The following is a 13,179-nucleotide window of genomic DNA, read 5'->3' on the forward strand; positions in this document are numbered from 1 at the left end:
TAATACACGATTGTAAAACGGATCGTGTTCTTTTGAAAAAACATGAAGCTCATCTTTTTTGTTTTTTTCGCGATATGATTGTATAAATCGATATGCAGCTGCACCAGCTCCAATAACCACAACCTTTTGTGTTACTTTAACATGCTTTTCAACTTGAACAGCACAATATTTAAAATCCGGTTCTTTAGAAATTGGATCAACAATATCATTGGTAATATTATTGGCTCTTCCAAAATCATTATTCAAAATTTTACCCCAATGCATAGGTAGAAAAACAACACCTTCACGAATGTCTAAATTTACTTTTACCTTAACTTGTACTTTACCTCTTCGACTTTTTACAATTGCAATATCACCATCTTTTAATTTTTTTAAATAGGCATCTACCTTATTCATTTCTAAGTAAGGTTGCGGAATATGTGTTAATAATCGTTTTACTTTTCCGGTCTTAGTACGTGTATGCCATTGGTCTCTAACTCTACCTGTATTTAATATTAGCGGATAGTTTATATCGGTTTCTTCGGATGAATTATAAAGACTCAGTGGGGCATTAAAATGAGCTTTTTTATCAGGGGTATGAAACGATAAATCCGAAAATAATCGTGGAGTTCCTGGGTGAGTGTTATTAGGAACTGGCCACTGAAAGCTACCTTCGTTTTGTAAACGTTCATACGATAAACCAGAGATGTCAATATTGGTCCCTTTGGTTAATAAACAGTGTTCGTCGTAAACTTCACTTGCATTCTCGTAGTCAAAACCACTGAAGCCCATAGCTTGAGCAAAACGCCAAAGAATCTCAACATCAGGTAAAGCCTCAGCTGGTGGATTTATTACTTTTGGTAAATAACTTATTCGACGTTCAGAATTAGTCATTGTACCTTCTTTCTCTAACCACCCTGCAGCCGGCAAAAGTAAATCGGCGAATTTCGTAGTTTCTGAATTGTGTGAAATGTCTTGAACCACAACAAAAGCTGCCTTTTTTAAGGCACGTTCTACTTTATTAACGTTAGGCATACTCACTGCCGGATTCGTACATATAATCCATATCGCCTTTAGTTTACCACTATCTAAGGCATCAAACATTTCAGTAGCGGTATATCCAGGTTTTTCTTTAATCTCTTTTCCGCCCCAAAAATCTGTTACTTCTTGTCTGTGTGTTGGATTCGCTAGATCTTTATGTGCTGCTAATAAATTAGCCATTCCTCCAACTTCGCGGCCACCCATGGCATTGGGTTGTCCCGTTAATGAAAATGGTCCGCAACCTGGTTTACCTATTTGGCCTGTTAATAAGGAAAGGTTTAAAAGCGCTACATTTTTGGAAACTCCAATCACACTCTGATTGAGTCCCATCGTCCACATGCTTAGAAATTTGCTTGCCTCACCAATATACTGTGCGGCTTTTCGTATTTCTGAAGCTGTAATTCCACATTTTTCTGCTGCTTGTCTAATAGATAATGAGTAAGCTGATTCCTTTACTTCTTCAAAATTAACAGTGTGCTTTTTTATAAAGTTCTTATCAATTTTTCTTTTGTCTATCAACCAGCGCGCGATTGCATTAAATAAAATTACATCGGTACCTGGTAGTATTTGTAAATGTAAATCTGCTGCAGCTGCAGTTTGAGTTTTACGAGGATCAACTACAATTACCTTTACCTCTGGATTGTCAGCTTTGCGTTGTTCTAATCTGCGATATAAAATAGGGTGACACCATGCTGGGTTTGCTCCGGCAATTAAAAAAGTATCTGCTAATTCAATATCTTCATAGGAAATTGGTACTGAATCTTCACCAATCGTTTTTTTGTAACCCACCACTGCAGAACTCATGCATAATCGAGAATTGGTATCAATGTTATTCGTACCAATAAAACCTTTGGTGATTTTATTAGCTAAGTAATATTCTTCTGTTAAACACTGCCCGGAAACGTAAAAACCTACGCTGTCTGGACCGTATTTGTCAATAATACTTTTGAAAACAGCAGCGGCACGTTCAAAAGCAGTTTCCCATGTTGTCTTTTGTAAAGGATGATTTCTACTCCATCGCATTTGTGGATGTAAAATTCGGTCGCTAGTATCTTGTGCAACATAATTCAGGTTTCTACCTTTTGAACAAAGCATGCCTTTGTTGGACGGGTAATCTTCATCACCTTCAACCTTAATTACGCCTTTGTGATCTATATCCACTAAAATACCACAGCCCACACCGCAATAGGAGCATATTGTTTTTTCTGTTTTCTTTTTTTGCATTGCCAACTCTTTTGATAGAAAATCTACACTACTGAGTGGCAAGTTACAAAAATACGTATTAATACGTAGTTAATATACGATAATAGTTAAGGGTTATTTTGATGGATTGATAAATAAAAGGTATGGAAGTTCAGATTTATGGAATAGTTATAAATGAAACCAATGTTTTTAATTTAGAAAGTGGATGTACTTGTCGAATTGTGTAACCCTAAAATATGAAAGACTTATTTATACCAAATTAAATTCCTGAGCTTTTTTTGATAAGTCTATTAAATTTTTAACTTCCATTTTTCGCATTAAATTAAAACGATGGGTTTCAACAGTTCGTTTGCTGTTTTGCAGTTTCTCTGAGATTTGTTGATTGGTTAGTCCAGATAATACGAGTTCCAAAACTTGGATTTCTTTATTAGTCAATTCAAAAGGAGTATTTGAATTTGAATCATTCTTAGAAATAGAGGTAGCTTTTGTACTTGGATTCAATAGGTTATTGACCAATACATTCGAAATGTCACCACTGTAATATTTTCCGCCGTCTCGTACAGTGTGTATCGCTTTAATAAATTCCGTTTTTCCGGTATCTTTTAATAAATATCCTTTTGCTCCCGCAGCAACCGATTGAAGAATATATTCTTCTGAATCGTGCATCGAAAGTATGATACATTTTACATCTGCATTTATAGCGCTTAATTTTTCAACCGCTTCAATCCCTGTCATTTTTGGCATACGAATATCTATGACCAATAAATCAGGTTTTTTCTCATCCACTAAAGTAATTGCTTCTGTGCCATCGGCGCCTTCGCCTATTACTTTAAGATCTTCTTCACTTTCTAATAGTGCTCTAATGCCATCGCGAACTAATGAATGGTCGTCTACTAAAACTATGGTGGTTTGATTCAAAATATAATAAAATATAAGTAATTGTACGTACAAATATAAGTAAGGTAATAGAAAGTATCAAGTAATTATAAATTTGTTGGTTTTAGGTGACTTTTATTAGACCTGTAATGTTCAAACCTTCGGTCTGTTTTTTAGTTTTTAATACAAAAAGCTACCACAACCCATGATGGGTTATGATAGCCGAACGAAGCAAATTAAAATTTATTAGTTCTTTGCTGCAGTATTTAAAAACTTAGGTTTCATTGTTAATTGTACAAATGCCCAGTTTTGACTGCTTGCAGCAGCTGCCTCTGTAACGCCTTTTAATTCATACATACCATCGCTAGCAAACATTTGAGAATATCCAATTGCTAACCCATATCCTTTGAATTTTTTAGCAAACACTATATCTAATTCTGTACCTAATGATTTTTCACCACTTGCTAACTCTTGTTCTCCACTAAAGTTTAGCACTTTTACTAAAAGACTTGAGGTTTTGCCTAATGCGAACTTAGCGCTTGCATGTATATCAGTAAGACCTATTGAATTAGCATGATTGCCTACGTAGAAGTAATCCATAAAACCATTAAACTTGTGGTTGGTGCCGTATAGTGGAAAAAAGGCTTCTGTTTTGTCAGTAGTAGCAGTATCATTACCACTTATTATTTCAGCACCTAAACCTAGTGAAACTCCTTTTGAAACTTTGTAGCTTAGGTCTAACCCTAATAAATACGCTCCACCAACGTCAACGCTGTTTTGACGTTCACCTGATTGTAAATAGCCGTTGAAGGCTGCACCAAAAGCACCTTTTTTATAGTTTAAATGAGTACCTAATGTTAGTAAATTACTAACGCCATCGGCAACTGCTGGATCTCCTGTAAAATTTTGGAATCCATTATTCATTAGTAGTGCACTGGCAGAAAATGTATCCCAATTTTGTTTTAAATATAAAAACTGCATGGTTTTATATGAAAAGAATCCCGTGGTGTTATAGGCAGTGCTAACTGATTGAAATCCGCCTGGATTTGCTGTAGTTGAACTAAAGTCTTGATTAAACGCCAAGGCTATGTCCATCATAAATTTTCCCTTTTTGTATTTCAACAGTGCTGCATCGTGGTTTCGTGCTTGCATCGCCCAATCAACTCCTCCTAGAATACGTTGGTCGTCATACACTAACATTTGACGTCCTATTTTTGTAGAAAAGCCTTCGCCTAACTTGATATCTGCCCATGCTTGAAAAATTCCGAATGAATTGTTACTATCTTCAGGTTTTAATTGACGGTTTTCACCCCAAACCATAACATCCTGTAAACTCATGTAAAATTTAAAAGATTCAAATTGATAGGAAGCGTTTAATCGTAATCGGGTGGCTATTCCAAAACCGGAATCTGCGGCATCAGGAATAATACTACCAAAACCACTTCTAAATTCAGTTCGTGGTTTAAACTCACCATCGAGTACAAATTGAGCCGAAGCAAACTGAAACGATAACAGTAATAGGAATAATATTATGTATTTATTTTTCATAATCTTAGTGTTTTAATATGTGTTTATGTTTTAAATTTTAATGTTCTAAAAAGTCGATAAGATGCTTTCTGTAGGTGTAATAATCGTCATGTTCTAAAACTGATTTTCGCGTCCTTGGCCTTTCAAAATTTATATCTAGGATATCACCAATTTTAGCGCTCGGGCCACTTGTCATCATTACAACACGATCAGCCAAGAAAATAGCCTCATCTACATCGTGCGTAATCATTACCGCTGTAATTTTTTCTTTGTTCCAGATTTCGATTAAGATATCCTGTAATTCTCCACGCGTTAATGAATCTAACATTCCGAAGGGTTCATCTAATAGTAGTACTTTTGGTTTTATTGCGAATGCCCTAGCAATGCCAACTCTTTGTTGCATGCCCTGTGAAAGTTCAGATGCCTTCTTATCAAAAGCTCCTTCTAATCCTACTTTGTGCAAATAGTACTTAGCAATATCTGTACGTTGCTTTTTTGTAGCATGGGAGAATACTTGATTTACACCTAACATTACGTTTTGTAATGCTGTCATCCATGGCATTAAGCTGGGGGATTGAAATATGACTCCTCTGTCTGGACCAGGTCCTTTTACCGGATTTCCTAGTACAGCAATGTTGCCCCCGGAAATTGGATTTAAACCGGCAATCATAGAAAGCATGGTTGTTTTTCCACAGCCTGAATGGCCAATAATAGTTACGAATTCTTCTTTCATTATTTGTAAATCCAAATCTTCAAGAACAACATAATCTCCTTTTGGAGTCGGGTATACTTTCTTTAGTTTAGAGAGGTCTAACATCACTTTCGAAGGATATAAGATTCCGTTCTCTGTCATCGATTTATCAATTGTCGTTTCAGTGCTCATGTTCTATAATTTTCAATTAGGCTACAAAGCTTTTTGGACTTATTTCTGGAAGTACATATTCGGTATGAGATACAGATTTTCGTTGATCACCTATATCCATTAAATATTCTATTATCGCGTTTCGCGTTTTTTTATAATTTGGATTATCGTTCAACGCTGTTTTATCCCTTGGTCTATCAATATCAATTTTAAATTCAGGACCTAAAGTTGCATTCGGTCCTGGTTTTAATGGGATGATTCTATCTGCCATATAAATTCCCTCATCCACATCGTTTGTAATTAATAATGCCGTGCGCTTGTCTTTGCTCCAAATATTTAAAATCTCGTCTTGCAAGTTTCCTCGGGTAAGTGCATCCAATGCTCCTAAAGGTTCATCCATTATGATCATTTCAGGATTCATGGCTAAAGCTCTTGCTACTGCAACACGTTGGCGCATACCACCTGATAATTCCTTAGGGCGCTTATTAATCGCAGGGCTTAAGCTTACCATTGCTACATAATCCTTTACCCGTTGCTGTAATACACTTTTACTTTCTTTAGGAAAAGCCTCCTTTACGGCCATATATATATTTTGACCAACGGTTAACCAAGGTAATAATGAGTAGTTCTGAAAAATTACTCCTCTTTCATGACTGGTATCAATAACAGGTTCACCTTTAAATAAAACTTCACCGCTTGTTGGCTCTAGTAGTCCGTTAATTAAGTTCACCAAAGTTGTTTTTCCACTTCCTGTAAACCCTACAATAGCAACAAATTCCCCTTCTTCAATCGATAAGTTTATATCTGAAAGTACTTCAGTGGCATTTTCACCTTCACCATAAGTTTTATATATATTGTTTAATTCTAAGTATGCCATTTTTTTGAGTTTTGAATTATTAATTCAGCGTTATGGGTTCTTTTTTAAACTCCTTCATTTTTGTTAAACGATACCATGTTCTGAACCATTAGCATTAATCTGTCTAACAAGAATCCTATAATTCCAATGACGAACATTGCGACAATAATTTTAGAATTTGAATCGTTGGCACCATTTTGGAATTCTTCCCAAACAAATAACCCTAACCCCTGACTTTGTGCTAGTAATTCAATAGCAATTAGTACCATCCAGGCTACTGATAAAGTAATTCGTAAACCAGTAAAAATTAATGGTAAAGAGGAGGGAAGTATCACTTTAAAAACTTTTTGAAAAGTTCCTAATTTCAATACTTTGGCAACATTTATATAGTCTTTGTCAACAGAAGAAACCCCCATTGCAGTATTTACTAAAGTTGCCCACATAGCACACAAACCAACACTTATAAACGAAATTACAAATGCATTATCCGAACTATCACCAATGTATAATGTCTTTACAATCATAAATACAAGTAGGTACCAAACTACTGGAGAAACTGGCTTAAAAATTTGTATGAACCAATTAAAGGCGCTTCGTAATGAAGGACTAAGTCCAATAATAATTCCAATAGGAACTGCGATTAATAATGCTAATAAAAACCCTGCAAAAACAGTTTTAATACTGGTTAAAACAATATCAATAAAAGAAGCACGACCAGTATAGACTATAGCATCTTTACCTTGAGCAGTTAGCTTTTCATTTGTTGCTGCCATTTTCTCAGCAAAAGCAGCTTTGTCAGCTGTTATTACTTTGTGGTCTGCAATTAAAGATTGCAATGAAGCCCAAACTTGTGCTGGAGCTGGTAATGTATTTGGTTGACAACTACTGTCTCCAGATGCTATACATTCTCGTTCGGCGTCTGCTGCTGCTTGACCTCGCTCAGTTAATGCTTTTTCAATTTTATAATTAGCTTCCTTATTATAAAGTGCTTTAGAACCCAAGTGCCATAACCCAAGAAATAATGCGATGGATACTATGGTAATCCCTGATTTTTTAAGCCACGATATTAAATCTGCTTGTTGCAATTTTGGGGTTAATTTTGCTATCATTGGTTTCAAAAAAGCTAAGCCTTGTCCTTCTTTTTTTAGTGTGATTTCTTGTTCCATTTTGCTCTTCTTTTGCTTCGTTTGTTTTACTAGTATTTCTTAATCCTTATTACCAATTGAGAAACTATTAATATACCCGATTGGGTCTTTAGCATCGTAACTGGTGCCATCAATAAAGTCGGCCGTTGCAGCTTTGTAACCATCAGTTTCAGGCACATCTGCTGCAGGAATTTGTCCTTCAGCAACCAATAAATCTGCTGCTTTTTTCCAGATATCTGGACGATAAATTTCTTTGATAGTTTCACCGTACCATTCTGCTGTCTTTGTTTCAGGAATTTGTCCCCATCTGCGCATTTGAGTTAAGAACCAAATACCATCTGAGTAGAATGGATATGTTGCATTGTATTTGTAGAATACATTAAAGTCTGGCATCTCACGTTTGTCACCTTTTTCAAATTCGAAGGTACCTGTCATTGAATTTGCGAGTACTTCTTCTGGAGCTCCAACGTACTGCGACATAGATAATATTTTTACGGCTTCCGCTCTATTTGATGGCTCATCTAACCATTTACCTGCACGTATTAAAGCTTTGGTAACTGCAATTGCTGTATTCGGATTATCCTCGACAAACTTCTTAGTCATTACAAATACTTTTTCCGGATTATTTTTCCAGATATCATAGTTTGTAGTAACAGGTACTCCAATGCCTTTAAATACAGCTTGTTGGTTCCATGGTTCTCCTACGCAGTATCCGTAAATAGTACCAGATTCCAAAGTAGCTGGCATTTGAGGTGGTGGAGTTACTGATAATAATACTTCGGCATCAATTTGTCCTTGAACATTATCAGCTGTATACATACCTGGATGAATTCCAGCAGCTGCTAACCAATAACGTATTTCATAATTATGCGTAGATACTGGAAAAACCATTCCCATTTTAAAAGGCTTACCACTGTTTTTATATTCAGTGATAACCGGTTTTAAAGCATCGGCTTTAATTGGGTGCACTGGTTTGCCCTCACCGTCCTTAGGTACATTAGGCTTCATTTTAGACCAAACATCATTCGAAACCGTAATTCCATTTCCATTTAAATCCATGGAAAAAGGAGTTACCAATTGTGCTTGTCTACCAAAACCAGCTCCAGCAGCAATAGGTTGACCAGCTAGCATATGCGAACCATCTAATTGACCATCAATAACACGGTCTAATACATTTTTCCAGTTAGATTGTGCTTCAACCGATACGAAAAGTCCTTCTTCTTCAAAAAAGCCTTTTTCTTTCGCAATGGCTAATGGAGCCATATCTGTTAATTTGATAAATCCAAAAGTCAGTTGTGGCTTTTCAATATCTAGCTGTTTGGTCATAGAGGTTACAGCTTCTTCAGCTGTAGTAGCTGCTTTTTTTGTTTCTTTTCCTCCACATGCCATTACTAAGGTTGCAACAACAGCAAGAAGGGAAATTTTTGTAATGTTAGTTTTCATATTAGTGTTTTTATTAATTTACTACGTATTTATACTTACTTAAGGCAAATATATACGTATTTGTAAATTATATATATGTTATTACGCATATGAAACCCTCTTTTTACACCATATTTTGAAAGGTTAAAAAGCATTTAAAAACCTGCTATATAACAGGTTTTTTATTCAAAGCATTGAATTCTAGACTTTTAAAAGTGTAGTTGTTGTTGATTTGTATATAGGTACTACTACGTAATTGAGGTTGAAGTAAGAAAAATTGGATTTTGATTGTAATACGTAGCTACTAGCTATCTAAATAAAAGTTGTGTTCAGATATTTCTTGCTTTAAAAGCGAATTGTCAACAATCCCAATTCGCTTCCCTTTTGTAGTAATGAGCTTTTCCTTTTTAAGTGCAGAGAATACACGAATAATTTGCTCTTCTGTTGTACCAGCATAATCGGCATATTCTCGTCTGCTTAATAAAAGTGAAATATACCCAGATTGCTGCCCAAATTTTCGATTGACATAAAGTAAAGTGTCAATTACTCTTTCGCGAACTGTCATTTGAGAAAGTGATTTTACCTTGGCCTCACTTTTATTTAGTTCGTTAGCGTAAAATAACATCAAGTCATAGGTTAAAGCTGGTTCTTTCTGTAAAACTAACTGAATGTTTTCTATAGAAAAATAACATAAGGTGCAATCTTCAATTGCTACGGCACTTATGGAATAATACTCTGCTGTGCCAAAACCTCTATGACCTATAATTTCACCTTCTTTAGCGAAACGTACAATTTGTTCCTTACCATGAAGTCCAGTACGTAACACTTTTACTTTTCCTTGAAGTACAAAGAAGAGTCCTGTTACAGGAGCACCTTCCATTATAAATTGTTGCCCTTTTTTGCAACGTATTTGTTTTCGTTGTTCGGTAAATTTTGCAACCACAGAAGATTCTAAATTCTTTTTAATTAAACAACGCTCATTAGAACAAGCCATGCATGCAGAATTTACCAAATTTATGTTTTGGGCTGATGCACTTAATTTGTCGGAGGTTGAAATCATATACAAGACTATCTTATTTATCTCCTAAAACTAAATTAGGCTGAACTTTCTTCATGGCTAGGGCAGAGGCTTCTTCATCTGCTGTTGAAAATTTAATAGCTAATGTTGTCAATGCTGTTATTACTACAAAACCACCTATAACAAAATATCCGCTAGAGACAGCACCGGCAGAAGCGGCTGATTGTGCAGCTTTCATCGCCGCTTCGCCCAACTCAGAATTTGCGCCTAGAGCCGTAGTTTCTGCAACGGCTGATTTTGACTTTAAAAACATCGCAGCTAAGAATGCACCCACATTTCCACCTGCGCCAACAATCCCCGATATAGATCCAATAGCTTTTTTGTTTATGAATGGTACTACAGAGAAAGTGGCTCCTTCTGCCATTTGAACGGTAAGACTAAATGCAATCAAGAATATCATACCAATAGCCAAACTAGTGGTCATGGAAAAAAATGATAACATCAATCCTTCGGCGGCAAGTATAACTGTTAAGAAAAGTACCCTCCCTCTTAATCCTTTTAATTTTCCAAACTTATCGCCAAAAAAACCACCAAGTGTACGTGCAAAAATGTTCATGAGTGCAAATGATAAGACTAAATTACCCGCAGTATAACGTGTTAGACCAAAATTGTTTTGCAGGTAGTCATCCATGGTACCATAAACGGTAAGCTCCATTCCGAAACTAGCAGCGTATACGATAAAGAGAATCCAAACACGATAATCTTTTAAAACACTAATAAATGATTCTTCATCTTTTTTTAAGGTAGGCATTTTACCTTCTTTTTTTAATTGGGAGAAATTACCTTCTGGAGTGTCTTGTGTAAAGAAATAATAGACAAGACCCATTAACATGGCAATTATACCTGCTATTACCATTGAGTAACGCCAAGCAATTTCATCGGCAACACCAAAGCTAACTACTGCAGCAGCAATTAAAGGCATGCCTAATCGGTTAGCACCACCACCTAAATTTCCCCACCCCGCAGATGTTGCATTTGCGGTGCCAACAATATTTGGTGCGAACATTATTGATGTATGAAATTGGGTTATTACAAATGAAGCTCCAATAAACCCAATAAACAATCTACAAATTAAAAACTGTGTTGGTGTTTGAACAAACCCTAATAATATAACAGGAATTGCTCCGAAAATTAATAGATAAGTATAGCATAATCTTGGCCCATATTTGTCACATAACTTTCCAATGGCTAATCTGGCAAATACTGTCCCAGTAACTGCTAAAATTATGGAGTTCCATTTTTGGTCTGGAGTAAGACCTAAGTCCTTTACAACATCTGGCATAAAAGGCACAATGCCAAACCAAGCGAAAAAGCAAATGAAGAATGCTATTGAAGTAATCCAAAACGTGCGAATAGGCATCGATTTGATATCTGTTAGCTTTAAGGTAGTTGCTTTTTTAGATTGTGTTTCCATAATACGCAGATTTAATGTTTTAGATAAAACAAAACTACGTATGTTTCTACGTATTAATACTTATTTGTAAAATTATTTTTAATTAGTGGTCTATTTTTATGAACTTGAAATTTATTGTTAGTTTTAAATTGATAATTCTAAAAATTGAATGCATTTTATCATGAAATTGAAAATGCACTGGTATTATTTTAATCCATAAAAATTGAATTTCGGGAAGGAATACAATCAATTTAAGTACAGTAATCGTATTTTAGAAACTTTATCGATTTAGCACTTCGTCTTTTACACTAAGTGTAATTGTTACTACTTCATCTATTAAATCACCTGGTACATTTAATTCCTCTAAGGAATATATCAAATGCCCTGCAACTGCCTCGAAATGAGACTCATTAAGTTCCATTTTTTTATGTGCTTTACGTAAAGTTTTCCCTGTGTAGTTCATGGGGCAACCAAATGCATATGATAAAAAAGCTTTTTGCTTCGCAATTTGCTTTTTCATATTCTTATTGTCGAAGAAGTGATTTATACTTTCATCAGCCAATACTTTGGCGTAAAAAATATCCACTGCAGAATTTACAGTATCCATACCACCCAGTCTTTCATACAAACTTTCTTTTGATTCCATCTGTTGTTAAGGTTAAGTTATACGATTCCTTTGGAATCGCTTTGTTGGAGGTATTTACTGTATTAAAAATAGTACAATAGACGTATAAATACGTATATAATGAAATTTAAAAATTCATTTTTATGAGTATGGTGAAATGGACTATCTTAATTTATGAATTGATAAAAAAAGACCTGCTAATTTTAAAGAATTAGATTTCTTAAATTTTTAAAATATATAGTTCAAGGTAATTTTTGCGATAATAAGTTTAGAAATATTGCTTTAAATTTTAGATATAGGAATGTAATACTCGTTGAATTTCCTCTTCAAAAAAGGCAGGATGCCCCGCTACTACGTTTCCAATAACTATAATTCCGGGTTTAGAAATATCGATGGTATTTTTGAATTTTTTAATATCATTTAAAGTAGATACTATACAGCTTTCATTTTTCATTGTACCATTTTGAATTACTGCGATAGGCATTGATAACCCTCTATATTTACTAACTTCGTTAACAATCTCGTTAAGCTTACGTATGCCCATTAATATCACCATAGTCGTAGCTGACTGAGATGCAAATTTGAGATCCTCTGAAAAAGAACCGTCACGTTTTGTGGCGGTCATTACCCAAAAACTACTACTTATTCCACGTTGGGTCATAGGTATACCTTGACTAGTAGGTACGGATAAAGCGCTAGAAATGCCAGGTACAATTGAAAGAGGAATTCCAAATGATTCTACGAAGTCAATTTCTTCATTTGCTCTACCAAAAACAAAAGGATCACCTCCTTTTAATCGAACTACATGGCCATGTTTAAAAGCGCTTTCTACTATTAATGTATTTATATCATCTTGTTTGAATGAATGTTGACTACACCTTTTGCCTACGTATATTTTTGGAATCGGTTTATTTACTTGTGAAAGTAGTTCTTTACTAACCAAGGCATCATATAATATAATATCAGCTTCATTTAGTACGCGTAATCCTCTAACAGTTATAAGGTCTTCGCTTCCCGGTCCCGCTCCTACTAAACTAACTTTTGGCGTTTTCTGTTCTCTCATTTTGTCAATTTTTTATGTACTGATTGTCAAATTCATAACAAAACTACGTATTTATTTTCATATAATCATACATTTTCTACGTATAAATACTTAATTTTGATTCGTAGTA

General features: G+C 35.1%; 11 protein-coding genes. All 11 read right to left on the bottom strand.

What is annotated here, in order from left to right; genetic code table 11:
* On the bottom strand, positions 1–2,244 hold a 2,244-nt coding region (locus ABJF52_RS16090; RefSeq protein WP_348152541.1), incomplete at its 3' end, for a molybdopterin-dependent oxidoreductase.
* Between the two features lie 228 nt (positions 2,245–2,472).
* The gene (locus ABJF52_RS16095; protein ID WP_348152544.1) at positions 2,473–3,141 is read right to left on the bottom strand and encodes a response regulator transcription factor; all 669 of its coding nucleotides are present in this window, start codon (positions 3,139–3,141) and stop codon (positions 2,473–2,475) included.
* A 204-nt stretch (positions 3,142–3,345) separates the two neighbouring features.
* Positions 3,346–4,647 (bottom strand): alginate export family protein, encoded by a 1,302-nt coding sequence (locus ABJF52_RS16100; RefSeq protein WP_348152547.1) that lies wholly within the window; start codon positions 4,645–4,647, stop codon positions 3,346–3,348.
* A 37-nt stretch (positions 4,648–4,684) separates the two neighbouring features.
* Complete coding sequence (locus ABJF52_RS16105) at positions 4,685–5,509, bottom strand: ABC transporter ATP-binding protein (protein ID WP_348152549.1); 825 nt, start codon at positions 5,507–5,509, stop codon at positions 4,685–4,687.
* A 16-nt stretch (positions 5,510–5,525) separates the two neighbouring features.
* Positions 5,526–6,365, bottom strand: coding sequence for an ABC transporter ATP-binding protein (locus tag ABJF52_RS16110; RefSeq protein WP_348152552.1), 840 nt, complete (start codon positions 6,363–6,365; stop codon positions 5,526–5,528).
* A gap of 44 nt (positions 6,366–6,409) precedes the next feature.
* Positions 6,410–7,510, bottom strand: a complete 1,101-nt coding sequence (locus tag ABJF52_RS16115; RefSeq protein WP_348152555.1) for an ABC transporter permease — start codon at positions 7,508–7,510, stop codon at positions 6,410–6,412.
* Between the two features lie 39 nt (positions 7,511–7,549).
* On the bottom strand, positions 7,550–8,932 hold the full coding sequence (locus tag ABJF52_RS16120) for a CmpA/NrtA family ABC transporter substrate-binding protein (protein WP_348152558.1): 1,383 nt from the start codon (positions 8,930–8,932) through the stop codon (positions 7,550–7,552).
* Positions 8,933–9,215: 283 nt separating this feature from the next.
* The gene (locus tag ABJF52_RS16125) at positions 9,216–9,971 is read right to left on the bottom strand and encodes a Crp/Fnr family transcriptional regulator (RefSeq protein ID WP_348152560.1); all 756 of its coding nucleotides are present in this window, start codon (positions 9,969–9,971) and stop codon (positions 9,216–9,218) included.
* A gap of 13 nt (positions 9,972–9,984) precedes the next feature.
* Complete coding sequence (locus ABJF52_RS16130) at positions 9,985–11,403, bottom strand: MFS transporter (protein WP_348152563.1); 1,419 nt, start codon at positions 11,401–11,403, stop codon at positions 9,985–9,987.
* Between the two features lie 259 nt (positions 11,404–11,662).
* The gene (locus tag ABJF52_RS16135; protein ID WP_348152566.1) at positions 11,663–12,028 is read right to left on the bottom strand and encodes a group 1 truncated hemoglobin; all 366 of its coding nucleotides are present in this window, start codon (positions 12,026–12,028) and stop codon (positions 11,663–11,665) included.
* 268 nt (positions 12,029–12,296) lie between these two features.
* Positions 12,297–13,070, bottom strand: coding sequence for a uroporphyrinogen-III C-methyltransferase (cobA, locus tag ABJF52_RS16140; RefSeq protein WP_348152568.1), 774 nt, complete (start codon positions 13,068–13,070; stop codon positions 12,297–12,299).
* Positions 13,071–13,179 lie beyond the last annotated feature (109 nt).

Origin of the sequence: Aurantibacter sp., assembly GCF_039941195.1 — a bacterium.
Classification (GTDB): Bacteria; Bacteroidota; Bacteroidia; order Flavobacteriales; family Flavobacteriaceae; genus Aurantibacter_A.